The sequence below is a fragment of the Enterobacter cloacae complex sp. 394F7 genome (assembly GCF_057320385.1).
This window is the reverse complement of record NZ_JBXWCS010000023.1, coordinates 1-26,357: the sequence shown is the minus strand read 5'-3', so window position 1 is coordinate 26,357 and position 26,357 is coordinate 1. Positions and strand designations below refer to the sequence as shown.

Here is a 26,357-nt window from a genome sequence, read left to right as displayed (position 1 = left end):
AAATTGTTAAAGAGCAGTTGCGACGCGCTTCAGCGCTCTGTCGCGAGGTGGCGTATATTACGCTTTCCTCTTTCAGAGTCAACCCTGATTTTCAGGATTTTTTTCTCTTCAACCGACCGGGTTGTTTGTGAAGTGATTCACATCCGCCGTGTCGATGGAGGCGCATTATAGGGATCCCATTTTTTAGCACAAGTATTTTTTAGATCTTTTTTTCTGACTGATGATTTTCCGCGCTTTTCGCTGAAATCCCGCCCGATCTGCTTAAATATTGACGTATTTTGCCTTGCCTCGATCCAAAAATATGATCAAAGTCTTCTGTATAGCGCTCATCTGTCGAGGTAGATATGTCTGCAGTACTACGTCCGTATAAAGATCTGTTCCCACAAAAAGGCGATCGCGTGATGATCGATGCCAGCAGTGTGGTCATTGGCGATGTCCGAATGGCCGATGATGTCAGCATCTGGCCGCTCGTTGCGATCAGGGGAGATGTTAACTATGTGGCAATAGGCGCACGCACTAATATTCAGGATGGCAGCGTGCTGCATGTCACCCACAAATCCTCATATAACCCGGACGGCAATCCACTTGTTATAGGAGAAGATGTTACCGTCGGCCATAAAGTCATGCTTCACGGCTGCACTATCGGAAACCGGGTGCTGGTAGGCATGGGATCGATCCTGCTGGATGGTGTCATCGTAGAAGATGATGTGATGATTGGTGCCGGGAGTCTTGTCCCTCAACATAAACGGCTCGAAAGCGGTTATCTCTATTTAGGCAGCCCGGTAAAGCAGATCCGCCCCTTAACAGAAGCGGAAAGAGAAGGTCTGAAATATTCAGCGAATAATTACGTGAAATGGAAAGATGAGTATCTGGATCAGGACAGCCAGACCCAGCCCTGATCGTCTTCCTGCTGATCGCGGATCAAATCGCTGGCTTCTTCTTCAAGATCCCAGCGATTTTCGCAAAACACCTCTAATGGATTTGAGCCACCAAAGCGGCGCTTGAGCGTTTCACCGCTAATGGCACATGTCAGTTGCATCCCATGCACGAGCACCGGGAAACAGACCGCTTGCTTACTCTCATCCCACTGTTCTCTGTCGGGAAAGTGAATCGCCTGGTTCACGCCGTAAGTTCCTGTTTCAGCTTTTCAATGACAGGTTCGACATCAGGTAATACACCGTGCCAGAGCAAAACTGCATGCGCAGCCTGCCCCACCAGCATGCCCAGGCCATCAGCCAGCTGTTTCGCGCCGTGTTGTTCACACCAGCTGAGGAAGGGAGTTTTCCCTTTCTGATAAAACATGTCGTAGCAATAGAGGTGGCTGTTTACCAAAGAGGACGGGATCGCCGGTACTTCCCCACCAATGCCGCTGGAGGTGGCATTAATGATAAGATCAAATTCATGGCGGATAAGATCATCAAGAGCCACCGCGCTCACGCTGCCAGTATGTGCAAACAACGCCGCCAACGCTTCCGCCCGGGAAAAGGTGCGATTGGTTATGGTCACTGCACAATCCAGTGAAAGGAGCGGTAACAGTACGCCTCGCGATGCCCCACCAGCACCAATCAACAGAACCCGGAACCCGGGTTTGATAAATGAGAGTCTTTCCAGATCGCTAAGTAAGCCGATTCCGTCAGTGTTGTCACCCAGAAGGCGTCCATCCTCCAGCCGTTTAAGCGTATTCACGGCACCCGCAAGAGACGCGCGCTCAGTTAATTCATCCGCACGTTCAAAGGCTTCTTCTTTAAAAGGGACCGTCACATTGGCACCTTTACCACCCGCGTCAAAAAAAGCATTCAGGGTAGTAACAAAGGCATCAACAGGTGCCAGCACCCGGCCATAGGGATGATCAATCAGCAGTTGTTCAGCAAACTGCTGATGGATCAGCGGCGACTTGCTGTGTGCGATCGGATTACCAAAAACGGCATAGGTTTCCATCATATTACCCCTGGCGAAAACGTTCGCCTGTCAAGGCGTCGCGGATTTCCGACGGATTAAGACGACCTCCGGTTTCACCGACGGCTACCGGGAAGTCATTCCCGAACTGCGCCAGCACCTCTTCGGTGCTCCGGCAAGGAGGCTGCCCGGTAAGGTTGGCACTGGTTGAGACCAGCGGTTTACCAAACGCCAGACATAGCTCTACCACCAGCGGATGATCGGTGACACGGACAGCGAGGGAATCGAAACGCCCTGTTAACCAGCGTGGCGTAGTTGGCTGCGCCGGGAAAACAAAGGTCACCGGCCCTGGCCACGCCGAAAAGATGGTATCCCGTTGTGCTGGCGTGAGCATGGAATCATCAATATAGGGTTTAAGCTGCTCATAATTAGCAGCGATCAAAATCAATCCTTTTTCGACAGGTCTCTGTTTTAGCGTAAGTAAGCGATTCACAGCTGTCTCGCTGTCAGGATCGCAACCGACCCCAAAGACAGCTTCTGTTGGATAGGCGATGACTTCTTCATTTTTCAGGACCTCCACTGCGTGCGCAATGGATCCTGTTGGCAGGTTATTATTCACTGATTTCATCCGCCGAAACCGGCTTTCCACATTGTTTACTGGCGCAAAAGCGTTTCATACCTTGCGCCGTTTTCTTCTCTATAAGTAACGGATAATCGCAATGAGGGCAGGTACCCGCTACCGGTTTGAAATTGATAACGAACTGGCATTCAGGATAACGATCGCAGGAATGGAAGGTTTTACCAAAACGAGAACGACGCTGTACCAGTTGTCCGCGCTGGCACTGGGGGCAGGCGATTGCCGTTTCATCTGGCTTATCAATTTGTTCCGTATGTTCACATTCAGGATAGCGACTGCAACCAATGAACATGCCAAAACGGCCCTGCCGTAACGCCAGTTCGCCTCCACACTTCGGGCAAAGCTGTCCCTCCAGAATTTTAACGATATGTCCGTCCGCCTGGCTTTTCAGGGGACGAACATAATCACATTCCGGATAGTGTGAACAACCGAGAAACGGACCGTGTTTCCCGGACCGAATGACAAGTTCAGCCCCGCACTGTGGGCAGGGCTCGTTTTTATGCACCGTGAACAGTGCTGATTTGGCCATAACAACTCTTGGTGCTGCACATTGAATTAGTGCAGCATACCTTCATTCACTTCAAAGAGTAATTCTTCCATTTGCTGATAGGCATTTTCACAACCTGGAATATTAAACAGAACCATCAGGATCACCCACTTGAGGTCATCCAGTTCGAACTCTGCCGTATCCAGCGCCATAACGCGCTCTATCACCATTTCTCTTGTTTCGAGGTTTAGCACCTGAATCTGCTCAAGGAATAAGATGAATCCCCGGCAACTGGCGTCCAGCCTTTCACACTCTTCAGCGGTATAAATGCGCACAGACAATGGGTCAGAAGCAAGCTGCATCGGTTCGGCAAGGCCTTCCTGATAATCAGCCAGTTTTTCCAGCCACATCAACGCATTATAAATATCTTCCCGTTCAAACCCCGCATCGGTAAGATCCTGTGTCAATTTGTCCTGATCCACTCGCATTTCTGCTTCGTTATGGATGTAAGTCTCAAACAAATACATCAGTACGTCGAACATGGCTTGCCCTCCTCAATCGGACATAGCCGCCGGGTACAGCTGCGATCCACCCTGCTAACTCCAGTTCGAGTAGCTGTGCTACCGTTACTGGCACAGGTTGGCCGGCACGTTCAGCGACAACGTCAACAGGTGTTACCTCATCTCCTACGTTAGCCAGGAGGCTGGGAAATGGCAATGCCACCTTCTCCTGATCTGATGAAAAATGTCGCTTTTCGGGTTCATCTGTTAACCAGTGCAAGCCATATTGCAAATTTTCAAGGATGTCCTCGACGCTCGTCACAGGCGTTGCCCCCTGCTTGATGAGCCAGTGGGGGCCCTCACACCCCGGGTTACCTATCGGGCCAGGTAAGGCAAAGACTTCTCGCCCCTGTTCTAGGGCATACCGTGCCGTAACGAGTGAGCCGCTTCTTAAAGCGGCCTCCACCACCAGCACGCCCAGACTCAGACCGCTGATGATTCGGTTACGACGTGGAAAATTTGCCGGCCAGGCCGGCGCTGACAGCGGGAACTCCGACACAATAGCCCCCTCTGATTCGATAAGCCGTGCAGCCAGAGCCTGATGCCGACGGGGATAAATGCTAAAAAGCCCGTTTCCAAGCACCGCGACACTTCGGCCTTTTACAGACAGCGCGGCGTGGTGAGCGACGCCGTCAATACCGCAGGCCAGCCCACTGGTGATCGTGAAACCACTTTGTGAAAGTTGTTCGCACAGGATTTTCCCCCATCGCTCACCGTACCAGGATGGCGCGCGGCTACCCACAACCGCCAGTTGAACGGTATTAAGGGCTTCAGGATTGCCTTTAATAAACAATGCGCCGGGGTAGTCAGGGATCGTGCGAAGTAAAGGGGGATAACGAGGATCATCCGCCGTCAGCAGATGATTTTCCGGCTGTTCTAGCCACGCCAGATTTCGTTGCAGTTCATTTTCATCAAGCGCAAAGAACTGTTGAGCCTGTTTTGTTGACAGCCCGGCATCTCTGACAACGGCATCATCAATCCTTGTCTGCATAAGTAGTCGCGCTGCCGCTGCGAGCATCTGATCACCACACAGAGAACCTGTGTGGATTAGCCGTAACCATATCTCCGTGGACGTCATCCTATTCCCTGCCATAAGCAGCCTCTGCAATCATTGCGATTGGTCACGGATGCTGTCAATCGATGGGGGATTTGTCTAGAATAGAGATAGTATTCTTATCAACTCCTGAACACGACTCTGGAAATTTATGGCAGTTTTGCAAGTGTTACATATTCCGGACGAGCGCCTTCGCATCGTCGCTGAACCGGTCAAAGAAGTGAATGCAGAAATTCAGCGTATCGTTGATGATATGTTCGATACCATGTACGCCGAAGAAGGCATTGGCCTTGCGGCAACTCAGGTGGACATTCACAAGCGTATTATCGTGATCGACGTTTCTGAGAATCGCGATGGCCGTCTGGTGCTGATCAACCCTGAGCTGTTGGAAAAGAGCGGTGAAACAGGTATTGAGGAAGGTTGTCTGTCCATTCCTGAACAGCGTGCTTTAGTTCCACGTGCCGAAAAAGTGAAAATTCGCGCCCTGGATCGTGAAGGCAACCCGTTCGAACTGGAAGCAGACGATCTGCTGGCGATTTGTATTCAGCATGAGATGGATCACCTGGTCGGTAAACTGTTTATCGATTACCTCTCACCACTGAAGCAGCAACGTATTCGTCAGAAAGTAGAGAAACTGGATCGTTTGCGCTCTCGCGCATAACATCCCCCCGGATACAAGGATCATCGTGTCTAAAACACTACGTATTATCTTCGCGGGTACCCCTGATTTTGCAGCGCGTCATCTTGACGCGCTGTTATCTTCTGGCCACCAGATTGTTGGCGTTTTTACCCAACCGGATCGCCCGGCAGGCCGTGGTAAAAAGCTAATGCCCAGCCCGGTGAAAGTGCTGGCAGAAGAACATGGGTTACCCGTTTACCAGCCCGCATCCTTACGACTTCAGGAAAATCAGGAACTTGTTGCCGATCTCAATGCTGATGTCATGGTGGTGGTGGCTTACGGCTTAATTCTGCCAAAAGTCGTGCTTGATATGCCTCGTCTGGGGTGTGTCAACGTACATGGTTCGTTGCTTCCACGCTGGCGTGGCGCGGCACCGATCCAGCGCTCGCTGTGGGCGGGTGATGCTGAAACCGGCGTCACCATCATGAAGATGGATGTAGGTTTAGACACCGGCGACATGCTGTATAAGCTGGCCTGTCCAATTACCGCCGACGACACCAGTGCCACGCTGTATGACAAACTGGCGGACCTGGGTCCACAGGGACTCATCAAAACCTTGCAACAGCTTGCTGATAATACGGCTACCCCTGAAGTTCAGGATGAGACCCTGGTTACCTACGCCGAAAAACTCAGCAAAGAAGAGGCGCGGGTCGACTGGTCCCTCTCCGCCGCACAGCTTGAGCGTTGCATTCGCGCCTTTAATCCATGGCCAATGAGCTGGATGGTGATCGATGAGCAACCCGTTAAAGTCTGGAAAGCGTCCGTCATTGAAGGCAATACGTCTGCTGAGCCGGGTACAATTATCGAAGCCAGCAAAAATGGTATCCAGGTGGCAACCTCGGAAGGGATCCTGAATCTGGAATCACTGCAGCCCGCGGGTAAAAAGGCAATGAGTGCTCAGGATCTGTTAAATTCCCGTCGCGAATGGTTTATCCCTGGCTCTCGCCTTGCCTGAGCAAATTTATTCTTAAGGCCCGGTGTTTCCGGGCATTTTTATTTTTACGGTTATGAAAAAACAAAATCTACGCAGTCTGGCGGCACAGGCCGTTGAGCAGGTTGTCGAGCAGGGTCAATCACTGAGTAATGTCCTGCCTCCACTGCAGCAAAAAGTGTCCGACAAAGACAAAGCTCTGCTTCAGGAGCTCTGTTTTGGCGTCCTGCGCACCCTTTCTCAGCTTGAATGGCTGATTAATAAGCTGATGTCGCGCCCAATGACCGGTAAGCAGCGTACCGTCCATTATTTGATTATGGTTGGCTTCTATCAGCTTCTTCATACCCGCATCCCACCTCATGCTGCGTTGGCTGAGACGGTAGAAGGTGCTGTCGCGATTAAACGTCCCCAGCTCAAAGGGCTGATCAACGGCGTACTGCGTCAGTTCCAGCGTCAACAGGAAGAACTTCTGGCAGAATTTGCAAAAAGCGAAACCCGTTTCCTTCATCCTGACTGGCTTCTGAATCGCCTCAAAAAAGCGTATCCGCAGCGGTGGCAGGATATTGCTGACGCAAATAATCAACGTCCGCCGATGTGGTTACGCGTTAACCGTAATCATCATACCCGCGATGCATGGCTGGCCTTGCTGGGAGAAGCCGGAATGAGTGGATTCGCGCATGATGCTTATCCTGATGCCGTGCGTTTAGCCTCCCCTGTGCCGGTGCATGCCTTACCCGGATTCGATGAAGGCTGGGTAACCGTTCAGGATGCCTCTGCTCAGGGCTGTATGACATGGCTCGAACCCAAAAATGGCGAACAGATCCTCGACCTGTGTGCCGCGCCTGGGGGCAAAACAACGCATATTCTGGAAGTCGCACCGCAGGCCAGCGTAATGGCTGTGGATATTGATGAGCAGCGACTTTCGCGTGTCTACGACAACCTTAAGCGTTTAGGTATGAAGGCGCAGGTCAAGCAAGGCGACGGACGTAAGCCCGCAGAATGGTGCGGCGAGACTCAATTCGACCGCATTTTGCTGGACGCTCCCTGCTCGGCAACCGGCGTTATTCGTCGTCACCCGGACATTAAGTGGCTGCGTCGCGACCGTGATATTAAGGAACTTGCGCAGCTGCAATCCGAGATCCTTGATGCCATTTGGCCACACCTGAAACCAGGTGGAACGCTGGTCTATGCAACGTGTTCCATACTTCCTGAAGAGAACAGTCAGCAAATTTCGGCTTTCCTTAAACGCACCCCTGGCGCTACGCTACGCGAGACGGGGACACCGGAGCATCCGGGCCAGCAGAACCTGCCTGGCGCTGAAGAGGGTGATGGCTTCTTTTACGCTAAGCTAATCAAAGAGTGATGTTGAGAACAGGTCACGAGATATGAAGATTATCATTCTGGGCGCAGGACAGGTCGGCGGGACGCTGGCGGAAAACCTTGTAGGTGAAAACAACGACATTACGATCGTCGATACCAACGGCGATCGACTGCGCGTTCTGCAGGATAAATTTGACCTTCGCGTTGTGCAGGGGCACGGTTCGCATCCACGTGTCCTCCGTGAAGCCGGTGCTGACGATGCCGATATGTTAGTGGCCGTGACCAGCTCTGATGAGACCAATATGGTCGCTTGTCAGGTGGCCTATTCGCTCTTCAACACGCCGAACCGAATCGCCCGTATCCGCTCCCCGGATTATGTCCGCGATGCGGAAAAACTCTTTAACTCAGAAGCAGTACCAATTGACCATCTCATCGCGCCGGAACAGCTGGTTATCGATAATATTTATCGCCTGATCGAATATCCCGGCGCACTGCAAGTCGTGAACTTTGCAGAAGGGAAAGTGAGTCTGGCCGTCGTTAAGGCCTATTATGGCGGTCCGTTGATCGGAAACGCGCTGTCTACTATGCGCGAACATATGCCGCATATCGATACCCGCGTCGCAGCCATTTTCCGTCACGACAGACCTATTCGACCTCAGGGCTCGACCATTGTCGAAGCAGGAGATGAAGTCTTCTTCATTGCTGCCTCTCAACATATTCGTGCCGTAATGAGTGAACTTCAGCGCCTCGAAAAGCCCTACAAACGCATCATGCTGGTCGGCGGTGGTAATATCGGCGCAGGTCTCGCCCGCCGTCTGGAAAAAGACTACAGCGTAAAGTTGATCGAGCGCGATCAACAGCGTGCCTCTGAACTCGCAGAAAAGTTACAAAACACGATCGTGTTTTATGGTGATGCATCGGATCAGGAATTACTGGCCGAAGAGCATATCGATCAAGTTGATCTGTTTATTGCCGTCACCAACGACGATGAAGCAAATATTATGTCCGCCATGCTCGCCAAACGCATGGGGGCAAAAAAGGTGATGGTGCTTATTCAGCGTCGTGCCTATGTTGACCTGGTACAGGGGAGCGTGATTGATATTGCGATTTCGCCGCAGCAGGCAACGATTTCCGCGCTGTTGAGCCACGTTCGTAAAGCAGACATTGTTGGTGTGTCCTCACTGCGTCGCGGCGTCGCTGAAGCCATTGAAGCTGTCGCTCACGGTGATGAAACCACATCGCGCGTGGTGGGACGCGCCATCGATGAAATTAAGCTGCCACCCGGCACAATTATCGGCGCCGTAGTACGCGGGAATGATGTCATGATTGCCAATGATAATTTGCGTATTGAACAAGGCGATCACGTTATTATGTTCCTGACCGATAAAAAATTTATTACCGACGTCGAACGTTTATTCCAGCCAAGTCCATTCTTCCTGTAATGATTCAGGTGCTCGCGATAGAGCACCTGAGTATTATCCTTCTGATTCCTGTGCCTTTTATTTTCATAACGTTTATTTATCCCCAATGGCAATTAGCTAATCATTTGTTAAACTTATAGTCGTCAGCTGGCACAAGGAGAACATAATGAGTTTTGTTAAAGAATTTCGCGAATTTGCGATGCGCGGAAATGTGGTGGATTTGGCAGTGGGTGTCATTATTGGTGCAGCGTTCGGCAAGATCGTTTCATCTTTAGTGGCTGATATTATCATGCCACCTTTAGGGCTATTAATTGGGGGCATTGATTTCAAACAATTCGCCTTCACGCTTCGGGAAGCACAGGGGGATATCCCGGCAGTGGTGATGCACTATGGCGTGTTTATTCAGAACGTATTTGATTTCGTGATCGTCGCGTTTGCCATTTTTATGGCCATCAAGCTTATCAACAAGCTCAACCGTAAAAAAGAAGAGCCTGCTGCAGCGCCCGCGCCTACGAAAGAAGAAGTATTACTGACTGAAATTCGCGATCTGTTAAAAGAGCAGAATAACCGCGTTTAACAGCTAAAAGCAGGAAGACCAGTGGTAAATAAGCGATTCGCTTGCTTGCCACTGGCCTCCCAGTTACCCCGTTTTGCATGTTTGTTTTTACGCAGATAACTTCCCTTCCCTTTTTTGTTCTTTTCAACTCGCTGTCGAAAAAGCGGGTCGTGAAGCAAAGCCTCAATTGCATTATCTTTAATTTGTCCCTTCGTATGTTGATAGTGACTCATAATTTCTCCTGAGCATGATTAATGTCGAGGGGAGTCTGGACCCGGACTGATAAAAAATCAACAACCCCGGGTTTCCCCACTTGCCCCTTGTTCAAGGGCCTCCAGAATAGAACAATAGACACTGCTGTGAGCCGTACCACAGCACGCATCATTCAACCTTTGCAGAGAGCGCTGCATGGTTTGCAGTTCCTGAATACGCGCTTCAACTTCATCCAGCCTGGCCTGAACAATGCTTTTCGATTCCTGGCAGGTGTGATGTGCCGGATCGATACGGATCGACAATAACTCACGGATCGAATCCAGCGTGAATCCCAGTTGGCGTGCATAACGAATAAACCGCAGCCGTTGCAGATCGTTGTCGGTATAGAGCCGGAACCCACCTTCGGTTCGCACCTCGTGATCAATCATCTGCTGTTTTTCATAGTAACGGATGGTATCCGGCGTCACGTTAGCAAGCTTTGCAAGTTCACCGATACGATACATGGCTATTCCTCGTTTATTTTCTGCATCAGTCTTTCACTATACTCGCCATGCAGAAAATCAGTCGCAATTCCTGCCTGTCGTAGCTTGAGTTCAACCAGAGCCAACCGCCGGCTTAGTTCTCCATGACGGGGATCGTCTTTCCGTATCCCTTTTAGCAGGTCAGTAAGCTCAATCGCCTCTTTGCGCTGTTCAAGCTCGGGAGGCAGACACCCCGCATTTTTCAGTAAGCGATATCCAGCCCGTAGTTCAGGGGGTATATGCGAATCATCTTCCAGTATTAGCGGTTCACCGCTACCGGACAGGTTATCGAATTCGCCTTTTGTTTGGGCATCGCGAATATGGCGTTCTGCCCACTGGTCGAGCAACCACATCATAAACTCCAGGGGATGAACAAAATTAATACAGATATTGTAGAGAAGTGGGGATAGTGCGGATATAAAAAAACCCGCCGAAGCGGGTTTTTTTACGTTACTGCAGATTACTCTGCAGCAGCTTCTGCTTTCGACTCAGAACGATCAACCAGCTCGATGTAAGCCATCGGAGCGTTGTCGCCTGCACGGAAGCCACACTTCAGAATGCGAGTGTAACCACCGGCACGGCTCGCGAAACGCGGGCCCAGCTCGTTAAACAGTTTTGCCACGATCTCGTTATCACGAGTACGGGCGAATGCCAGACGACGATTAGCAACGCTGTCAGTCTTGGCAAGAGTAATCAGCGGCTCAACTACACGACGCAGCTCTTTCGCTTTAGGCAGGGTCGTCTTGATGATTTCATGACGAACCAGTGAACCTGCCATGTTGCGGAACATAGCCTGGCGATGGCTGCTGTTGCGGTTCAGTTGACGACCACTCTTACGATGGCGCATGACCTTATCCTTCTCAGTAAAACCTTAACCTGTGATCCGGTTACTCGTCAGCAATGCTTGCTGGTGGCCAGTTTTCCAGGCGCATGCCCAGAGACAGACCACGTGAAGCCAGCACGTCTTTAATCTCAGTAAGAGATTTTTTACCCAGGTTCGGCGTTTTCAGCAACTCAACCTCGGTACGCTGTACCAGATCACCGATATAGTGGATAGCTTCTGCCTTGAGGCAGTTAGCAGAGCGGACAGTCAATTCGAGATCGTCAACAGGGCGCAGCAGGATCGGATCGAATTCTGGTTTCTCTTCTTTCACTTCCGGCTGACGTACATCACGTAAGTCAACGAAAGCTTCCAGTTGTTCTGCCAGGATGGTTGCCGCACGGCGAATCGCCTCTTCAGGATCGATTGTGCCATTGGTTTCCATTTCGATGACCAGCTTGTCCAGGTCGGTACGCTGTTCTACACGCGCTGCTTCAACATTGTAGGCAATACGCTCTACAGGGCTGTAGCATGCGTCGACCAGCAGACGGCCGATTGGGCGCTCATCTTCTTCCGAATGAATTCGGGCAGAAGCCGGCACATAACCACGACCGCGCTGAACTTTGATACGCATGCTAATAGCTGCGTTCTCATCGGTCAGGTGGCAGATCACGTGCTGCGGCTTGACGATTTCAACATCACCGTCGTGGGTGATGTCGGCTGCAGTCACAGGGCCAATGCCAGATTTATTCAGAGTAAGAATAACTTCATCTTTACCCTGAACTCTCACCGCCAGCCCTTTCAGGTTGAGCAGGATTTCAAGGATATCTTCCTGAACGCCTTCTTTGGTGCTGTACTCATGAAGTACACCATCAATCTCAACCTCGGTCACCGCGCAACCCGGCATCGATGAGAGCAGAATACGGCGCAGTGCGTTACCCAGAGTATGGCCAAAGCCACGCTCTAAAGGCTCAAGGGTCACCTTGGCGTGCGTCGAACTCACTTGCTCGATATCTACCAGGCGCGGTTTTAGAAACTCTGTCACAGAACCCTGCATTGTGTCCTCTCTTTGGTACTAAGCTTTACTTGGAGTAAAGCTCGACGATCAGGTGTTCGTTAATGTCCGCAGACAGATCAGAACGTTCTGGCTGACGCTTGAACGTACCTTCCATCTTGCCAGCATCAACTTCCAGCCAGGTTGGCTTTTCACGCTGCTCAGCCAGCTCCAGAGCGGCTTTCACGCGAGATTGCTTTTTCGCTTTCTCACGAATGCTAACAACGTCATTCGCTTTAACCTGATAAGAAGCGATGTTAACAACACGACCGTTTACCATGATTGCTTTGTGGCTAACCAGCTGGCGTGATTCAGCACGAGTAGCGCCGAAGCCCATACGGTATACAACGTTGTCCAGACGACCTTCCAGCAGAGCCAGCAGGTTTTCACCTGTGTTGCCTTTCAGACGTGCTGCTTCTTTATAGTAGTTACGGAACTGACGCTCCAGCACACCGTAGATACGGCGAACTTTTTGCTTTTCACGCAACTGCACACCATAGTCAGACAGACGCGGTTTACGCGCACCGTGCTGGCCAGGAGCTTGTTCAATTTTACACTTGGTATCGATCGCGCGAACGCCAGACTTAAGGAATAAGTCGGTGCCCTCACGACGGCTCAGCTTGAGCTTAGGACCCAAATATCTTGCCATTTTCTATCTCCAACTAACCTAAAAAACGAGCGTTATACGCGACGTTTTTTCGGCGGACGACAACCGTTATGAGGGATCGGAGTCACATCAGTAATATTAGTGATGCGGAAACCAGCGGCGTTCAGAGCGCGAACAGTAGATTCACGACCCGGACCCGGACCTTTAACCATAACTTCCAGATTCTTGATGCCGTATTCTTTTACGGCTTCTGCGCAACGCTCTGCTGCAACCTGAGCTGCAAACGGAGTGGATTTGCGAGAACCACGGAAACCGGAACCACCGGCTGTTGCCCAACCCAATGCGTTACCCTGACGATCAGTAATAGTAACGATGGTGTTGTTGAAAGAAGCATGGATATGAGCCACGCCGTCAGAGACTTGTTTTCTTACACGTTTACGTGCACGAATTGGTGCCTTTGCCATTATTCAATCACCCCGATTATTTCTTGATCGGTTTGCGCGGACCCTTACGGGTACGTGCGTTGGTCTTAGTACGCTGACCGCGCACTGGCAGACCACGACGATGACGCAAACCGCGATAGCAACCAAGATCCATCAGGCGCTTGATGCTCATGCTGATTTCACGGCGCAGATCACCTTCAACGACAAATTTGGCAACTTCGTCACGCAGCGTGTCGATTTGTCCTTCAGACAGCTCACTGATCTTAACATCTTCAGCGATACCCGCTGCAGCCAGGATGGCTTTAGAACGGGTCTTGCCGATGCCGTAGATCGAAGTTAATGCGATCACAGCATGTTTCTGATCAGGAATGTTAATGCCTGCTATACGGGCCACTATGCACTCCTACTATTTAATATGTACGCACCATGCTGAAAAGCCCGTTTTCAGGATACTCAAATGGAAACGTACAGACATACAAAAGATTGGCTGGCTAATCTAGCCAGCTCAACCCAACTTTGCAAGAAAAATATGCGAAATAATCAGCCTTGGCGCTGTTTATGCTTCGGCTCGGCACTGCAAATCACACGGATGACACCATCACGCTTAACGATTTTGCAGTTACGGCATAATTTCTTGACGGAAGCACGAACTTTCATTTTTACTCTCCGTAACTTCTCAGGCGACCAATTAGCGGCCGTAGCCTTTCAGGTTCGCCTTCTTCAATGCAGACTCATACTGACTGGACATCATCAGAGTTTGCACTTGAGCCATAAAGTCCATAATCACGACAACAACGATAAGCAGTGAGGTCCCACCGAAGTAGAACGGTACTTTCATTGCATCACGCATGAACTCCGGGATCAGGCAGATAAAAGTAATATAAAGCGCACCAACCAAAGTCAGGCGAGTCATTACTTTATCGATATACTTCGCCGTTTGCTCTCCCGGACGAATTCCTGGTACAAATGCACCGGACTTCTTCAGGTTATCTGCTGTTTCACGCGGGTTGAAGACCAACGCCGTGTAGAAGAAACAGAAGAAGATGATCGCAGACGCATAGAGTAACACATAAAGTGGTTGCCCAGGCTGCAAATACAGCGAAATTGTTGTCAGCCAGTTCCAACCAGTACCGCCCCCGAACCATGACGCGATGGTTGCCGGGAACAGAATAATACTGGAAGCGAAGATCGCCGGGATTACCCCTGCCATATTCACTTTCAGCGGCAAATGTGTGCTCTGTGCAGCATAGACACGACGACCCTGCTGACGTTTCGCGTAGTTCACCACAATACGGCGTTGACCACGTTCAACGAAGACAACAAAGAACGTCACTGCAAATACTAATACTGCAACCAACAGCAACAGGAGGAAGTGCAGGTCGCCTTGACGCGCTTGCTCGATAGTATGGGCGATGGCTGGCGGGAGACCCGCAACAATACCGGCGAAGATAATGATTGAGATACCGTTACCGATACCACGTTCAGTAATCTGTTCGCCGAGCCACATCAGGAACATTGTCCCTGTGACCAGACTAACAACAGCGGTGAAATAGAATGCAAAGCCTGGGTTTAAGACCAGGCCCTGCATACCAGGCATATTCGGAAGACCGGTAGCAATACCGATCGACTGGAATATTGCCAGCACCAGAGTACCGTAGCGGGTGTACTGACTAATCTTACGACGTCCAGACTCCCCTTCTTTCTTCAGTTCTGCCAGGGCCGGATGAACGACCGTCAGCAGCTGGATAATAATGGATGCCGAAATATACGGCATAATACCCAGCGCGAAGATAGAAGCACGACTGAGAGCACCACCAGAGAACATGTTAAACATTTCAATGATGGTGCCTCGCTGTTGCTCAAGCAGTTTGGCAAGTACAGCGGCATCGATACCAGGGATCGGAATAAAAGAGCCAATACGGAACACAATCAGCGCGCCGATTACAAACAGCAGTCTGCGTTTCAGCTCACCAAATCCACCTTTGGCACTTTGAAAATCTAATCCCGGTTGCTTAGCCATCTGCTACTTATTCCTCAATTTTACCGCCAGCAGCTTCGATAGCAGCACGAGCACCTTTAGTAACACGCAGGCCACGAACAGTTACCGGAGTAGAAACTTCACCAGCCAGGATCACTTTCGCGAACTCGATCTGGATACCGATAATGTTAGCTGCTTTCAGCGTGTTCAGGTCTACAACGCCGCCTTCAACTTTCGCCAGGTCAGACAGACGGACTTCCGCTGTGATCGCTGCTTTGCGAGAAGTGAAGCCGAACTTCGGCAGACGACGGTACAGTGGCATCTGGCCACCCTCGAAACCGCGACGTACGCCACCGCCAGAACGAGAGTTCTGACCTTTGTGACCACGACCACCGGTTTTGCCGAGGCCAGAACCGATACCACGACCCAGGCGTTTACCCGCCTTTTTAGAGCCTTCGGCCGGAGACAGAGTATTTAAACGCATCTCTTACTCCTCAACTTTAACCATGAAGTAAACCGCGTTGACCATACCGCGAACAGCAGGAGTATCCTCGCGCTCAACGGTATGACCAATACGACGCAGACCCAGGCCAAGCAGCGTTGCCTTGTGTTTCGGCAGACGACCGATTGCACTGCGGGTTTGAGTGATTTTAATAGTCTTTGCCATGGTCAATTACCCCAGAATTTCTTCAACGGATTTACCACGCTTGGCAGCGACCATTTCTGGAGAATTCATATTTTCCAGGCCATCAATAGTTGCACGAACCACGTTGATCGGGTTGGTGGAACCGTATGCTTTAGCCAGAACGTTATGAACCCCAGCAACTTCCAGAACGGCGCGCATTGCACCACCGGCGATGATACCGGTACCTTCTGAAGCTGGCTGCATGAATACACGAGAACCCGTGTGAACACCTTTAACTGGGTGCTGCAGGGTGCCGTTGTTCAGCGCGACGTTAATCATATTGCGACGGGCTTTTTCCATCGCTTTCTGGATCGCTGCTGGAACTTCACGCGCTTTACCGTAACCAAAACCAACGCGACCGTTACCATCGCCAACTACAGTCAGAGCTGTGAAGGAGAAAATACGACCACCTTTAACGGTTTTAGATACGCGGTTTACCGCGATCAGCTTTTCCTGCAGTTCGCCAGCTTGTTTTTCGATGTGAGCCATCTTACACCTCTACCTTAGAACTGAAGGCCAGCTTCACGGGCAGCATCTGCCAGTGCCTGGACACGACCATGATATTGGAACCCGGAACGGTCAAAGGATACATTGCTGATGCCTTTTTCCAGAGCGCGTTCAGCAACAGCTTTACCTACAGCTGCAGCAGCGTCTTTGTTACCGGTGTACTTCAATTGTTCTGCGATAGCTTTTTCTACAGTAGAAGCAGCTACCAGAACTTCAGAACCGTTCGGTGCAATTACCTGTGCGTAAATGTGACGCGGGGTACGATGTACCACCAGGCGAGTTGCACCCAGCTCTTTGAGCTTGCGGCGTGCGCGGGTCGCACGACGGATACGAGCAGATTTCTTATCCATAGTGTTACCTTACTTCTTCTTAGCCTCTTTGGTACGCACGACTTCGTCGGCGTAACGAACACCCTTACCTTTATAAGGCTCAGGACGACGGTAGGCGCGCAGATCTGCTGCAACCTGGCCAATCAGCTGTTTATCAGCGCCTTTCAGCACGATCTCAGTCTGAGTTGGACATTCTGCAGTGATACCGGCCGGCAGCGGATGCTCAACAGGGTGAGAGAAGCCCAGAGACAGGCCTACTGCATTCCCTTTGATCGCTGCACGATAACCTACACCAACCAGCTGCAGCTTCTTAGTGAAGCCTTCGGTAACACCGATAACCATTGAGTTCAGCAGGGCACGCGCGGTACCAGCCTGAGCCCAGCCGTCTGCGTAACCATCACGCGGACCGAAGGTCAGAGCATTATCTGCATGTTTAACTTCAACAGCATCGTTGAGAGTACGAGTCAGCTCGCCGTTTTTACCTTTGATCGTAATAACCTGACCGTTGATTTTTACATCAACGCCGGCAGGAACAACGACCGGTGCTTTAGCAACACGAGACATTTTTTCCTCCGATTAGGCTACGTAGCAGATAATTTCGCCGCCAAGACCAGCCTGGCGCGCTGCACGATCAGTCATAACACCTTTAGAGGTAGAAACAACTGCGATACCCAGACCGGCCATAACTTTTGGCAGCTCATCTTTTTTCTTATAGATGCGCAGACCTGGGCGGCTGACACGCTGAATGCTTTCTACAACAGCTTTACCCTGGAAGTACTTAAGAGTCACTTCCAGTTCCGGCTTGGTGTCGCCTTCAACTTTAAAATCTTCAATAAAACCTTCGTCCTTCAGCACGTTGGCGATTGCCACTTTCAGCTTGGAGGAAGGCATGGTGACCGCAGCTTTATTCGCGGCCTGACCGTTACGGATACGGGTCAGCATATCCGCGATCGGATCTTGCATGCTCATCTGTCTTTACTCCCGTGATTCAATTGGTGACAATTACCAGCTAGCCTTTTTCAAGCCTGGCACTTCACCGCGCATGGCGGCTTCACGCAGCTTAATACGGCTCAACCCGAACTTGCCCACATAACCATGTGGACGACCTGTTTGACGGCAGCGGTTACGCTGACGAGACGGGCTGGAATCACGCGGCAGAGTTTGCAGCTTGAGAACTGCGTTCCAACGATCTTCGTCGGAAGCGTTCACATCAGAGATGATCGCTTTCAGTTCAGCGCGTTTAGCGAAGAATTTATCAGCTAAAGCTACGCGTTTTACTTCGCGTGCTTTCATTGATTGCTTAGCCATTCAGTAACCCTACCTTACTTGCGGAACGGGAAGTCAAAGGCAGCCAGCAGAGCACGGCCTTCTTCGTCAGATTTCGCAGTAGTGGTAATGGTAATATCCAAACCACGCACGCGGTCGACTTTATCGTAGTCGATTTCTGGGAAGATGATCTGCTCACGGACACCCATGCTGTAGTTACCACGACCGTCGAATGACTTAGCGGACAGGCCACGGAAGTCACGGATACGAGGTACAGCAATAGTGATCAGGCGCTCAAAGAACTCCCACATGCGTTCGCCACGCAGAGTTACTTTACAGCCGATCGGATAGCCCTGACGGATTTTGAAGCCTGCAACTGATTTGCGTGCTTTGGTGATCAGCGGTTTTTGACCGGAGATTGCTGTCAGGTCAGCTGCTGCGTTATCCAGCAGTTTCTTGTCAGCGATCGCTTCACCAACACCCATGTTCAGGGTGATCTTCTCGACCCGAGGGACTTGCATGACAGAATTGTAGTTAAACTCAGTCATGAGTTTCTTAACTACTTCGTCTTTGTAGTAATCATGCAGTTTCGCCATCGTACTACTCCAAATTACTTGATAGTTTCGCTGTTAGACTTGAAGAAACGGACTTTTTTGCCGTCTTCGAATCTAAAGCCTACACGGTCAGCCTTGCCGGTTGCCGCATTGAAGATTGCAACGTTAGAAACCTGAATAGCAGCTTCTTTTTCAACGATGCCGCCTGGTTGGTTCAGGGCCGGAACCGGCTTCTGATGTTTCTTAACCAGGTTGATACCTTCAACAATGACCTTGCCGGAAGACAGGACATTTTTTACTTTACCGCGTTTACCTTTATCTTTACCGGTTAACACGATAACTTCGTCATCACGACGGATTTTCGCTGCCATGATTCGCTCCTTAGAGTACTTCTGGTGCCAGAGAGATAATTTTCATGAACTTCTCAGTACGAAGTTCACGAGTTACCGGCCCAAAGATACGCGTGCCGATTGGCTGCTCGCTGTTATTGTTCAAAATAACGCATGCATTACCATCGAAGCGAATGACAGAACCGTCAGGGCGACGAACACCCTTCTTGGTGCGCACCACTACCGCTTTCAGCACATCACCTTTTTTGACCTTACCACGTGGAATTGCTTCTTTGATGGTGATCTTGATGATGTCGCCTACGCCTGCGTAGCGACGGTGCGAGCCACCCAGAACCTTGATACACATTACGCGACGTGCACCGGAGTTGTCGGCGACGTTCAGCATAGTCTGTTCTTGGATCATTTTAGTGCTCCGCTAATGTCAACTACTACCTGAGACTCTAAAATCAGAGCCGTTAAAAAGCCCCATATCGAGGGCGCGGCATTATAACACCGCTTCTGCAATATGGGTAGAAAAAATAAACGGCTCATCGCTGAGCCGTTTATTCGTATCGAGAACGGGTACTGTATTACAGAACCGCTTTCTCTACAACGCGAACCAGCGTCCAGGACTTAGTCTTGGACAGTGGACGGCATTCACGGATTTCAACCTTGTCGCCGATACCACATTCGTTGTTCTCGTCATGTACGTGCAGTTTGGTCGTACGCTTGATGAATTTACCGTAGATCGGGTGTTTCACAATGCGTTCGATAGCAACAACGATGGATTTCTCCATTTTGTCGCTAACAACACGACCTTGCAGAGTACGGATTTTATCGGTCATTACGCACCCGCCTTCTCAGTCAGTAAAGTCTTAACGCGTGCAACATTGCGACGCACTTGCTTCAGCAGGTGGGTCTGTTGCAGCTGGCCACTTGCAGCCTGCATACGCAGGTTGAACTGCTCGCGCAGCAGGTTCAGCAGCTCAGCGTTCAGCTCTTCAACGCTCTTTTCACGCAGCTCTTTTGCTTTCATTACATCACCGTCTTAGTTACAAAGGTGGTTTTGATAGGCAGTTTCGCTGCTGCCAGGCCGAAGGCTTCACGGGCCAGCTCTTCCGGAACACCGTCCATTTCATACAGGACTTTGCCCGGTTGGATCAAGGCAACCCAGTACTCCACGTTACCTTTACCTTTACCCATACGAACTTCCAGCGGCTTCTCGGTGATCGGTTTGTCCGGGAATACACGGATCCAGATCTTACCTTGACGCTTAACTGCACGGGTCATTGCACGACGTGCTGCTTCGATCTGACGTGCAGTCAGACGACCACGGCCAACAGCTTTCAGACCGAAAGTGCCGAAGCTAACATCCGTACCCTGCGCCAGACCACGGTTGCGGCCTTTGTGCACTTTACGGAATTTTGTACGCTTTGGTTGTAACATCAGCGACGCTCCTTATTTACGGCCTTTACGCTGCTGCTTTTTAGGTTGAGCAGCCGGTTTTTCCGGTTGTTCAACAGCAGCCATACCACCCAGGATCTCACCTTTGAAGATCCATACCTTAACGCCGATTACACCGTAAGTGGTGTGCGCTTCAGAGGTGTTGTAGTCGATGTCAGCACGCAGAGTGTGCAGCGGTACGCGACCTTCACGGTACCATTCGGTACGTGCGATTTCCGCGCCGCCCAGACGGCCGCTAACTTCAACTTTGATACCTTTAGCGCCCAGACGCATTGCGTTCTGTACAGCACGCTTCATAGCACGACGGAACATAACACGACGTTCCAGCTGAGAAGTGATGCTGTCAGCAACCAATTTAGCGTCCAGTTCAGGCTTACGAACTTCAGCGATATTGATCTGTGCAGGAACGCCAGCGATATCCGCTACGACCTTGCGCAGTTTTTCTACGTCTTCGCCTTTCTTACCGATAACGATGCCAGGACGAGCAGTGTGAATAGTCACACGGATGCTCTTAGCTGGACGCTCGATAACGATACGAGATACAGACGCTTTAGCCAGTTCCTTCGTCAGGTACTGACGTACTTTAAAATCGCTGTCCAGGTTGTCAGCGAATTCTTTGGTGTTCGCAAACCAGGTAGAGTTCCATGGTTTTACAATACCCAGGCGAATACCATTAGGATGTACTTTCTGACCCATTGCTAGTCTCCAGAGTCTCAGCGATCGGACACAACCACAGTAATGTGGCTGGTGCGCTTCAGGATGCGATCTGCACGACCTTTCGCACGCGGCATAATGCGCTTCATGCTTGGGCCTTCATCTACGAAAATTTTCGCGACTTTCAGATCGTCGATGTCAGCGCCATCGTTGTGTTCAGCGTTAGCAATGGCAGATTCCAGTACTTTCTTGACCAATACCGCAGCTTTCTTGTTGGTATAGGTCAGGATGTCCAGGGCCTGCGACACTTTCTTACCGCGAATCAGGTCAGCAACAAGGCGAACCTTCTGTGCAGAAGAACGAGCATGGCGATGTTGAGCTAAAGTTTCCATCTCTTCCTCCTACCTTATTTCTTCTTCGCTTTTTTATCAGCAGCGTGGCCGCGATAAGTACGAGTCGGTGCGAATTCACCCAGTTTGTGACCAACCATTTCGTCGGTAACAAAGACTGGAACGTGCTGACGACCATTATGGACAGCGATGGTCAAACCGATCATGTTAGGAAAGATCGTTGAACGACGGGACCAAGTGCGCAGGGGCTTCTTGTCTCCGCTTTCCACCGCTTTCTCTACCTTCTTCAGCAAGTGCAGGTCAATAAAAGGACCTTTCTTGAGAGAACGTGGCATGGCTTATCCTCTAAAATTATTTGCTACGGCGACGTACGATAAATTTATCAGTACGCTTGTTGCTGCGGGTCTTCTTACCTTTGGTCTGAACGCCCCACGGAGTTACCGGGTGCTTACCAAAGTTACGACCTTCACCACCACCATGTGGGTGATCTACTGGGTTCATCGCAGTACCGCGAACGGTAGGACGAACACCACGCCAGCGTGCAGCACCAGCTTTACCCAGAACGCGCAGCATATGCTCAGCATTGCCAACTTCGCCCAGAGTAGCGCGGCAGTCTGCTTCGACTTTACGCATTTCACCAGAACGCAGACGCAGGGTGACATAAGCACCGTCACGCGCAACGATCTGAACGTAAGTACCCGCGGAACGCGCCAGCTGACCGCCTTTACCTGGTTTCATTTCTACGTTATGAACGGTAGAACCAACCGGGATATTGCGCATCGGCAGGGTGTTGCCTGCTTTGATTGCAGCATCAACGCCAGACTGAATCTGGTCGCCAGCTTTCAGGCCTTTAGGGGCCAGGATGTAACGGCGTTCGCCATCTTTGTACAGAACCAGCGCGATGTTCGCGGAACGGTTCGGATCGTACTCAAGACGCTCAACAACTGCTGGGATACCGTCTTTGTTGCGTTTGAAGTCAACAATACGATAAGCCTGCTTGTGGCCACCACCGATGTGACGAGTGGTGATACGGCCATTGTTGTTACGACCACCGGATTTGCTGTTTTTTTCCAGCAACGGAGCAAAAGGTTTGCCCTTGTGCAGCTCAGGGTTAACCACTTTAACTACGTGGCGACGACCCGGAGATGTCGGTTTACATTTAACAACTGCCATTGTATTACTCCTCCGACTTACTCAGCGCCGCCAACGAAGTCCAGGTTCTGGCCTTCTTTCAGGGTGACGTAAGCTTTTTTCCAGTCGCTACGACGACCGATACGCTGTCCGTGACGTTTAACTTTCCCTTTAACTACCAGGGTGTTAACGACTTCGACTTCGACTTCAAACAGTTTCTGCACAGCAGCTTTGATCTCTGCTTTGGTCGCGTCTTTAGCAACTTTGAGAACGATGGTGTTTGTTTTTTCCATCGCAGTAGACGCTTTTTCAGAAACGTGCGGTGCGCGCAGCACCTTCAGCAGACGTTCTTCACGAATCATGCCAGCATCTCCTCAACTTGCTTAACAGCATCAGCAGTCATTACGACTTTGTCGAAGGCGATCAGGCTAACCGGGTCGATACCAGTCGCGTCGCGTACGTCAACCTTGTGCAGGTTGCGCGCGGCCAGGAACAGGTTCTCGTCCAGCTCACCGGTGATGATCAGCACATCTTCCAGAGCCATGTCTTTCAGTTTCTGTGCCAGCAGCTTAGTTTTAGGCGCTTCTACAGAGAACTTCTCGACAACGATCAGACGATCCTGACGTACCAGTTCGGACAGGATGCTTTTCAGCGCGCCGCGGTACATCTTTTTGTTAACTTTTTGACTGTGGTCCTGTGGACGCGCAGCGAAGGTCACGCCACCTGAACGCCAGATCGGGCTCTTGATAGAACCTGAACGCGCACGGCCGGTACCTTTCTGGCGCCATGGCTTTTTGCCAGAACCAGTTACTTCAGCACGAGTCTTCTGAGCACGAGTACCCTGACGAGCACCAGCTGCATAAGCAACAACAACCTGGTGAACCAGCGCTTCGTTGAAATCACGACCGAAGGTAGTTTCGGAAACAGTCAGCGCGCTCTGCGCGTCTTTCAATACTAATTCCATTGCTATCCCCTTACGCCTTCACAGCTGGTTTAACGATCAGGTCGCTACCGGTTGCACCCGGGACCGCACCTTTAACCAGCAGCAGGTTGCGCTCAGCGTCAACACGTACTACGTCCAGGCTCTGAACAGTTACACGTTCGTTGCCCAGCTGACCTGCCATTTTCTTGCCTTTGAACACTTTGCCCGGAGTCTGGTTCTGACCGATAGAACCCGGAACGCGGTGAGACAAGGAGTTACCGTGAGTAGCGTCCTGGGTACGGAAGTTCCAGCGCTTAACGGTACCAGCAAAACCTTTACCTTTAGAGGTACCGGTTACGTCAACTTTTTTAACGTCAGCAAACAGCTCAACGCTAATGTCCTGACCTACGGTGAACTCTTCGCCTTCAGCAAGACGGAATTCCCACAGACCACGGCCAGCTTCAACGCCAGCTTTAGCGAAGTGACCCGCTTCTGGTTTGGTTACACGGTTAGCTTTTTTAGCACCAGTGGTAACCTGAATAGCGCGGTAGCCATCGTTAGCCAGATCTTTAACCTGAGTAACGCGGTTTGCTTCAACTTCGATTACGGTTACTGGGATAGAAACGCCATCTTCAGTGAAGATGCGGGTCATACCCACTTTTTTACCGACTAAACCAATCATTGTTTCAACCTCTCAATCGCTCGATGACCTGATTAACCCAGGCTGATCTGCACGTCTACACCGGCAGCCAGATCCAGACGCATCAGAGCATCAACGGTTTTCTCAGTTGGCTCAACGATGTCAACCAGACGCTTGTGAGTGCGGATTTCGTACTGATCACGCGCGTCTTTGTTAACGTGCGGGGAGATCAGAACGGTGAAGCGCTCTTTGCGGGTCGGCAGCGGGATCGGACCACGGACTTGCGCACCAGTGCGCTTAGCAGTCTCGACGATTTCCGCGGTTGATTGATCGATCAGACGATGATCAAACGCTTTAAGGCGGATACGGATTCTTTGGTTCTGCATGAGACCAGAGCTCCAATTATTTTATAAACGAAAATGATTACTCCTCAAACCCATTACGATTGATGGGAGAGTGTAACCGTTCTTACGTAGCTCCCCAATTGGGAGCATTGTTGAGTAACAAAATGAGTCACTCCGGTTCAGATTGAACCCGCCGTCAATTACGACAAGCCCGCGCATTATACGTAAATCTGGGCAAGACGCAAGTGCCGTTTAGAATTTAAGCACTAAAGGTGTACCTTGCGTAAGGCCTCGCACTATTTTCTGCAATCCGTCCCCTTTCTTCTGTTCTTATGAAACCACTACGCAATTACATTTTTTGGCTATTGCCAGGCATTCGTGGTGTGAAGAGTATTCGCTGAAATTCACCTTGAGGTTTCGTTCATGCTTACTCTCCTCCCCTTCCTGCTCATCTATTTTGTTCTCTCAGGTTTACTGGTGCGTGAAGATATTCGCTCAGGCATTCTCCCTGATAAATACCTCTGTCCCCTGTTATGGGCTGGTTTGCTCTATCAACTCTGTCTTCACCCTGATTTTCTGCCTGGTGCAGTGGTCGGGGCGATGGCAGGGTATGTCGGCTTTGCCATGATCTACTGGGGTTATCGGCTAATATTTCGCCGTGAAGGGATGGGCTATGGCGATGTGAAGTATCTTTCGGCACTCGGTGCATGGCATGGTTGGTGCGTGTTGCCCGAACTGGCACTGGTTGCCGCACTATTGGCGCTGCTCTATCTTCTTATGACTTCGTTTTCCAACCCTGCCACACGGACATTAAAAAACCCACTGCCTTTTGGGCCATTTCTGGCGGCAGCGGGTTTATGCGTAGGTTGGCGGACGCTCGTTAATCTTCCACTTTAATCTGCGACTGGAGATAGTTTTGCAGGCCAATTTTGCCAATGAGATCCAGCTCGGTTTCCAGCCAGTCGATATGCCCTTCTTCATCGGCCAGAATCTGGATCATCATATCGCGGCTAACGTAGTCATGGACGCTGTCTGCGTAGGCAATAGCTTCGCGAAGGTCTTTTGCGCCTTCAAGTTCAAGTCTGAGATCGGATCGCAGCATCTCTTCAACATCTTCACCGATGCCGAGTTTACCGAGGTCCTGCAGGTTGGGGATGCCTTCGAGAAATAAAATACGCTCGATATATTTATCGGCATGTTTCATCTCATCGATGGATTCGTGATACTCAACGTCGTTGAGGCGCATGAGGCCCCAGTTTTTAAACATTCTCGCATGGAGAAAATACTGATTGATTGCGACAAGCTCATTTCCCAATAATTTATTGAGATAACTTATGATTTTAACATCACCTTTCATTATATAGTCCCTCCGCTTCCACTCATTGAAGCGTAGATCGGGCTACAGGGATGTCAAAAAAAAGATGGGCGCTTACGCGATCTCTTTGTATTCCGGGATCTGCATCAGTTCATCCTGCATGATTTCACGCGCTGCGCGTACACATTTACCGCATTGATTTCCCACTGGAACAAACTTGCGAAGTTGCTGGAAGGACTGTGGCTGAAACTGTCGAACGGCCTGACGTATTTTTTTGTCACTCACACCATTACATAAACAAACGTACATAAAGACTCCCGTTCAAAATATGCGCAAAGTGTAAGTGAGAATGGTTATGATTACAATAGCACAAACGCCAGTATACGGGGCGGGAGCAAACAAAAAATGCGAAAATTTGTGACAAGTACATACGCTAAGAAAACAAAAAAGGACGCCGAAGCGTCCTTTTTTATTCGGGGATAATTAATTAGCCCAGAACTTTAGCAACCACGCCCGCGCCAACGGTACGGCCGCCTTCACGGATTGCGAAACGCAGACCGTCGTCCATCGCGATTGGGTGGATCAGAGTCACAACCATCTTGATGTTGTCGCCTGGCATTACCATCTCTACGCCTTCTGGCAGTTCGATGGTACCGGTCACGTCAGTTGTACGGAAGTAGAACTGTGGAC

At 50.6% G+C, this 26,357-nt stretch carries 47 protein-coding genes; 7 read left to right on the top strand and 40 right to left on the bottom strand.

Translation table 11 applies throughout. The features are described from left to right. Positions 1–344: 344 nt before the first annotated feature. Positions 345–899: a gamma carbonic anhydrase family protein gene (locus tag AC2FAK_RS22275; protein ID WP_013099006.1), complete on the top strand. Its 555-nt coding sequence runs from the start codon at positions 345–347 to the stop codon at positions 897–899. Here the strand turns inward: AC2FAK_RS22275 and AC2FAK_RS22270 are convergent. Genes AC2FAK_RS22270 through dprA form a run of 6 tightly spaced genes read right to left on the bottom strand, consistent with a single transcriptional unit; the run spans position 875 to position 4,658 of the window. Continuing rightward, positions 875–1,123 carry a DUF1488 family protein gene (locus AC2FAK_RS22270; RefSeq protein ID WP_038420723.1) on the bottom strand — a complete coding sequence of 83 codons (249 nt, stop codon included), beginning with the start codon at positions 1,121–1,123 and terminating at the stop codon, positions 875–877. The two genes, AC2FAK_RS22275 and AC2FAK_RS22270, sit on opposite strands and share 25 nt — an antisense overlap. Then, positions 1,120–1,938, bottom strand: coding sequence for a shikimate dehydrogenase (aroE, locus tag AC2FAK_RS22265; protein WP_095455757.1), 819 nt, complete (start codon positions 1,936–1,938; stop codon positions 1,120–1,122). The genes AC2FAK_RS22270 and aroE overlap by 4 nt, the downstream gene beginning before the upstream one ends. A gap of 4 nt (positions 1,939–1,942) precedes the next feature. Then, complete coding sequence (tsaC, locus tag AC2FAK_RS22260) at positions 1,943–2,515, bottom strand: L-threonylcarbamoyladenylate synthase type 1 TsaC (protein ID WP_038420961.1); 573 nt, start codon at positions 2,513–2,515, stop codon at positions 1,943–1,945. Further along, positions 2,508–3,062 (bottom strand): DNA topoisomerase family protein, encoded by a 555-nt coding sequence (locus tag AC2FAK_RS22255; protein WP_013099010.1) that lies wholly within the window; start codon positions 3,060–3,062, stop codon positions 2,508–2,510. Before AC2FAK_RS22255 ends, tsaC begins: the two co-directional genes overlap by 8 nt. A 26-nt stretch (positions 3,063–3,088) precedes the next feature. Continuing rightward, the gene (gene smg, locus AC2FAK_RS22250) at positions 3,089–3,562 is read right to left on the bottom strand and encodes a DUF494 family protein Smg (RefSeq protein WP_013099011.1); all 474 of its coding nucleotides are present in this window, start codon (positions 3,560–3,562) and stop codon (positions 3,089–3,091) included. Continuing rightward, positions 3,534–4,658, bottom strand: a complete 1,125-nt coding sequence (gene dprA / locus AC2FAK_RS22245) for a DNA-protecting protein DprA (protein WP_095455754.1) — start codon at positions 4,656–4,658, stop codon at positions 3,534–3,536. The genes smg and dprA overlap by 29 nt, the downstream gene beginning before the upstream one ends. 127 nt (positions 4,659–4,785) lie before the next feature. Between dprA and def the strand changes: the two genes are divergently transcribed. The 5 genes from def to mscL all read left to right on the top strand — a co-directional run bounded on the left by def (position 4,786) and on the right by mscL (position 9,562). After that, on the top strand, positions 4,786–5,295 hold the full coding sequence (gene def / locus AC2FAK_RS22240; RefSeq protein WP_013099013.1) for a peptide deformylase: 510 nt from the start codon (positions 4,786–4,788) through the stop codon (positions 5,293–5,295). 25 nt (positions 5,296–5,320) lie between these two features. Beyond that, positions 5,321–6,268 carry a methionyl-tRNA formyltransferase gene (fmt, locus tag AC2FAK_RS22235; RefSeq protein WP_095455755.1) on the top strand — a complete coding sequence of 316 codons (948 nt, stop codon included), beginning with the start codon at positions 5,321–5,323 and terminating at the stop codon, positions 6,266–6,268. A gap of 52 nt (positions 6,269–6,320) precedes the next feature. Then, on the top strand, positions 6,321–7,607 hold the full coding sequence (gene rsmB, locus AC2FAK_RS22230) for a 16S rRNA (cytosine(967)-C(5))-methyltransferase RsmB (protein ID WP_095455758.1): 1,287 nt from the start codon (positions 6,321–6,323) through the stop codon (positions 7,605–7,607). A gap of 22 nt (positions 7,608–7,629) precedes the next feature. Continuing rightward, complete coding sequence (gene trkA / locus AC2FAK_RS22225) at positions 7,630–9,006, top strand: Trk system potassium transporter TrkA (RefSeq protein ID WP_013099016.1); 1,377 nt, start codon at positions 7,630–7,632, stop codon at positions 9,004–9,006. A gap of 145 nt (positions 9,007–9,151) precedes the next feature. Next, positions 9,152–9,562: a large-conductance mechanosensitive channel protein MscL gene (mscL, locus tag AC2FAK_RS22220; RefSeq protein ID WP_013099017.1), complete on the top strand. Its 411-nt coding sequence runs from the start codon at positions 9,152–9,154 to the stop codon at positions 9,560–9,562. Here mscL and AC2FAK_RS22215 read toward each other — a convergent pair. The 31 genes from AC2FAK_RS22215 to rpsJ all read right to left on the bottom strand — a co-directional run bounded on the left by AC2FAK_RS22215 (position 9,559) and on the right by rpsJ (position 24,394). Next, the gene (locus tag AC2FAK_RS22215; RefSeq protein WP_013099018.1) at positions 9,559–9,774 is read right to left on the bottom strand and encodes an alternative ribosome-rescue factor A; all 216 of its coding nucleotides are present in this window, start codon (positions 9,772–9,774) and stop codon (positions 9,559–9,561) included. The genes mscL and AC2FAK_RS22215 overlap by 4 nt on opposite strands. Positions 9,775–9,831: 57 nt before the next feature. Beyond that, entirely contained in the window at positions 9,832–10,257 is a 426-nt protein-coding gene (gene zntR, locus AC2FAK_RS22210) for a Zn(2+)-responsive transcriptional regulator (protein ID WP_013099019.1), read from the bottom strand. A 2-nt stretch (positions 10,258–10,259) separates the two neighbouring features. After that, entirely contained in the window at positions 10,260–10,628 is a 369-nt protein-coding gene (locus tag AC2FAK_RS22205; RefSeq protein WP_013099020.1) for a DnaJ family domain-containing protein, read from the bottom strand. 107 nt (positions 10,629–10,735) lie between these two features. Beyond that, complete coding sequence (gene rplQ / locus AC2FAK_RS22200) at positions 10,736–11,122, bottom strand: 50S ribosomal protein L17 (RefSeq protein ID WP_001216372.1); 387 nt, start codon at positions 11,120–11,122, stop codon at positions 10,736–10,738. Positions 11,123–11,162: 40 nt separating this feature from the next. Next, positions 11,163–12,152: a DNA-directed RNA polymerase subunit alpha gene (locus AC2FAK_RS22195; protein ID WP_002919219.1), complete on the bottom strand. Its 990-nt coding sequence runs from the start codon at positions 12,150–12,152 to the stop codon at positions 11,163–11,165. Positions 12,153–12,177: 25 nt separating this feature from the next. After that, a complete protein-coding gene (gene rpsD / locus AC2FAK_RS22190; protein WP_003863314.1) occupies positions 12,178–12,798 on the bottom strand; it encodes a 30S ribosomal protein S4 in 621 nt (206 codons plus the stop codon). Between the two features lie 32 nt (positions 12,799–12,830). Continuing rightward, complete coding sequence (rpsK, locus tag AC2FAK_RS22185) at positions 12,831–13,220, bottom strand: 30S ribosomal protein S11 (RefSeq protein ID WP_003031137.1); 390 nt, start codon at positions 13,218–13,220, stop codon at positions 12,831–12,833. 16 nt (positions 13,221–13,236) lie between these two features. Then, positions 13,237–13,593, bottom strand: a complete 357-nt coding sequence (gene rpsM, locus AC2FAK_RS22180) for a 30S ribosomal protein S13 (protein ID WP_013099021.1) — start codon at positions 13,591–13,593, stop codon at positions 13,237–13,239. A gap of 146 nt (positions 13,594–13,739) precedes the next feature. Continuing rightward, positions 13,740–13,856, bottom strand: a complete 117-nt coding sequence (gene rpmJ, locus AC2FAK_RS22175; protein WP_000868187.1) for a 50S ribosomal protein L36 — start codon at positions 13,854–13,856, stop codon at positions 13,740–13,742. Between the two features lie 31 nt (positions 13,857–13,887). Further along, the gene (secY, locus tag AC2FAK_RS22170; RefSeq protein WP_003863305.1) at positions 13,888–15,219 is read right to left on the bottom strand and encodes a preprotein translocase subunit SecY; all 1,332 of its coding nucleotides are present in this window, start codon (positions 15,217–15,219) and stop codon (positions 13,888–13,890) included. A gap of 7 nt (positions 15,220–15,226) precedes the next feature. Continuing rightward, positions 15,227–15,661, bottom strand: a complete 435-nt coding sequence (gene rplO, locus AC2FAK_RS22165; protein WP_013099022.1) for a 50S ribosomal protein L15 — start codon at positions 15,659–15,661, stop codon at positions 15,227–15,229. Between the two features lie 3 nt (positions 15,662–15,664). Continuing rightward, positions 15,665–15,844, bottom strand: coding sequence for a 50S ribosomal protein L30 (gene rpmD / locus AC2FAK_RS22160; RefSeq protein ID WP_003863301.1), 180 nt, complete (start codon positions 15,842–15,844; stop codon positions 15,665–15,667). A gap of 6 nt (positions 15,845–15,850) precedes the next feature. Beyond that, positions 15,851–16,351, bottom strand: a complete 501-nt coding sequence (gene rpsE / locus AC2FAK_RS22155; protein WP_003863299.1) for a 30S ribosomal protein S5 — start codon at positions 16,349–16,351, stop codon at positions 15,851–15,853. Positions 16,352–16,365: 14 nt separating this feature from the next. Beyond that, complete coding sequence (gene rplR / locus AC2FAK_RS22150) at positions 16,366–16,719, bottom strand: 50S ribosomal protein L18 (RefSeq protein ID WP_013099023.1); 354 nt, start codon at positions 16,717–16,719, stop codon at positions 16,366–16,368. A gap of 9 nt (positions 16,720–16,728) precedes the next feature. After that, a complete protein-coding gene (gene rplF / locus AC2FAK_RS22145) occupies positions 16,729–17,262 on the bottom strand; it encodes a 50S ribosomal protein L6 (RefSeq protein ID WP_013099024.1) in 534 nt (177 codons plus the stop codon). A gap of 12 nt (positions 17,263–17,274) precedes the next feature. After that, positions 17,275–17,667, bottom strand: a complete 393-nt coding sequence (rpsH, locus tag AC2FAK_RS22140; RefSeq protein ID WP_013099025.1) for a 30S ribosomal protein S8 — start codon at positions 17,665–17,667, stop codon at positions 17,275–17,277. Positions 17,668–17,700: 33 nt separating this feature from the next. Further along, positions 17,701–18,006, bottom strand: coding sequence for a 30S ribosomal protein S14 (gene rpsN, locus AC2FAK_RS22135; protein WP_013099026.1), 306 nt, complete (start codon positions 18,004–18,006; stop codon positions 17,701–17,703). A 14-nt stretch (positions 18,007–18,020) separates the two neighbouring features. After that, positions 18,021–18,560 (bottom strand): 50S ribosomal protein L5, encoded by a 540-nt coding sequence (gene rplE / locus AC2FAK_RS22130; protein WP_001096202.1) that lies wholly within the window; start codon positions 18,558–18,560, stop codon positions 18,021–18,023. A gap of 14 nt (positions 18,561–18,574) precedes the next feature. Continuing rightward, the gene (gene rplX, locus AC2FAK_RS22125; protein WP_000729185.1) at positions 18,575–18,889 is read right to left on the bottom strand and encodes a 50S ribosomal protein L24; all 315 of its coding nucleotides are present in this window, start codon (positions 18,887–18,889) and stop codon (positions 18,575–18,577) included. Positions 18,890–18,899: 10 nt separating this feature from the next. After that, on the bottom strand, positions 18,900–19,271 hold the full coding sequence (rplN, locus tag AC2FAK_RS22120; RefSeq protein ID WP_002919748.1) for a 50S ribosomal protein L14: 372 nt from the start codon (positions 19,269–19,271) through the stop codon (positions 18,900–18,902). 166 nt (positions 19,272–19,437) lie between these two features. After that, positions 19,438–19,692 carry a 30S ribosomal protein S17 gene (rpsQ, locus tag AC2FAK_RS22115; RefSeq protein WP_008503489.1) on the bottom strand — a complete coding sequence of 85 codons (255 nt, stop codon included), beginning with the start codon at positions 19,690–19,692 and terminating at the stop codon, positions 19,438–19,440. After that, the gene (gene rpmC / locus AC2FAK_RS22110; RefSeq protein ID WP_013099027.1) at positions 19,692–19,883 is read right to left on the bottom strand and encodes a 50S ribosomal protein L29; all 192 of its coding nucleotides are present in this window, start codon (positions 19,881–19,883) and stop codon (positions 19,692–19,694) included. Before rpmC ends, rpsQ begins: the two co-directional genes overlap by 1 nt. Then, positions 19,883–20,293, bottom strand: a complete 411-nt coding sequence (gene rplP, locus AC2FAK_RS22105) for a 50S ribosomal protein L16 (RefSeq protein ID WP_002919759.1) — start codon at positions 20,291–20,293, stop codon at positions 19,883–19,885. Before rplP ends, rpmC begins: the two co-directional genes overlap by 1 nt. Before the next feature lie 12 nt (positions 20,294–20,305). Next, a complete protein-coding gene (gene rpsC, locus AC2FAK_RS22100; protein ID WP_000529945.1) occupies positions 20,306–21,007 on the bottom strand; it encodes a 30S ribosomal protein S3 in 702 nt (233 codons plus the stop codon). 17 nt (positions 21,008–21,024) lie between these two features. Continuing rightward, complete coding sequence (gene rplV / locus AC2FAK_RS22095) at positions 21,025–21,357, bottom strand: 50S ribosomal protein L22 (protein ID WP_002919773.1); 333 nt, start codon at positions 21,355–21,357, stop codon at positions 21,025–21,027. A gap of 14 nt (positions 21,358–21,371) precedes the next feature. Next, positions 21,372–21,650: a 30S ribosomal protein S19 gene (gene rpsS, locus AC2FAK_RS22090; protein WP_001138117.1), complete on the bottom strand. Its 279-nt coding sequence runs from the start codon at positions 21,648–21,650 to the stop codon at positions 21,372–21,374. A gap of 16 nt (positions 21,651–21,666) precedes the next feature. Next, positions 21,667–22,488, bottom strand: coding sequence for a 50S ribosomal protein L2 (gene rplB / locus AC2FAK_RS22085; protein WP_000301859.1), 822 nt, complete (start codon positions 22,486–22,488; stop codon positions 21,667–21,669). A gap of 17 nt (positions 22,489–22,505) precedes the next feature. Continuing rightward, the gene (rplW, locus tag AC2FAK_RS22080) at positions 22,506–22,808 is read right to left on the bottom strand and encodes a 50S ribosomal protein L23 (RefSeq protein WP_000617546.1); all 303 of its coding nucleotides are present in this window, start codon (positions 22,806–22,808) and stop codon (positions 22,506–22,508) included. Beyond that, a complete protein-coding gene (gene rplD / locus AC2FAK_RS22075; protein WP_000424395.1) occupies positions 22,805–23,410 on the bottom strand; it encodes a 50S ribosomal protein L4 in 606 nt (201 codons plus the stop codon). Before rplD ends, rplW begins: the two co-directional genes overlap by 4 nt. Positions 23,411–23,420: 10 nt before the next feature. Continuing rightward, on the bottom strand, positions 23,421–24,050 hold the full coding sequence (gene rplC, locus AC2FAK_RS22070) for a 50S ribosomal protein L3 (RefSeq protein ID WP_003863274.1): 630 nt from the start codon (positions 24,048–24,050) through the stop codon (positions 23,421–23,423). 32 nt (positions 24,051–24,082) lie between these two features. Further along, positions 24,083–24,394 carry a 30S ribosomal protein S10 gene (rpsJ, locus tag AC2FAK_RS22065; protein ID WP_001181005.1) on the bottom strand — a complete coding sequence of 104 codons (312 nt, stop codon included), beginning with the start codon at positions 24,392–24,394 and terminating at the stop codon, positions 24,083–24,085. Positions 24,395–24,775: 381 nt separating this feature from the next. Here rpsJ and AC2FAK_RS22060 point away from each other — a divergent pair, with 381 nt between their 5' ends. Then, positions 24,776–25,249 carry a prepilin peptidase gene (locus tag AC2FAK_RS22060; RefSeq protein WP_095455756.1) on the top strand — a complete coding sequence of 158 codons (474 nt, stop codon included), beginning with the start codon at positions 24,776–24,778 and terminating at the stop codon, positions 25,247–25,249. Here the strand turns inward: AC2FAK_RS22060 and bfr are convergent. The 3 genes from bfr to AC2FAK_RS22045 all read right to left on the bottom strand — a co-directional run. Next, positions 25,233–25,709, bottom strand: a complete 477-nt coding sequence (gene bfr / locus AC2FAK_RS22055) for a bacterioferritin (protein ID WP_013099029.1) — start codon at positions 25,707–25,709, stop codon at positions 25,233–25,235. The genes AC2FAK_RS22060 and bfr overlap by 17 nt on opposite strands. 72 nt (positions 25,710–25,781) lie before the next feature. Further along, positions 25,782–25,976, bottom strand: coding sequence for a bacterioferritin-associated ferredoxin (bfd, locus tag AC2FAK_RS22050; protein ID WP_008503493.1), 195 nt, complete (start codon positions 25,974–25,976; stop codon positions 25,782–25,784). Positions 25,977–26,154: 178 nt separating this feature from the next. Then, positions 26,155–26,357: EF-Tu C-terminal domain-related protein (locus tag AC2FAK_RS22045; RefSeq protein WP_001566749.1), on the bottom strand; the 203-nt coding region annotated here is incomplete at its 5' end.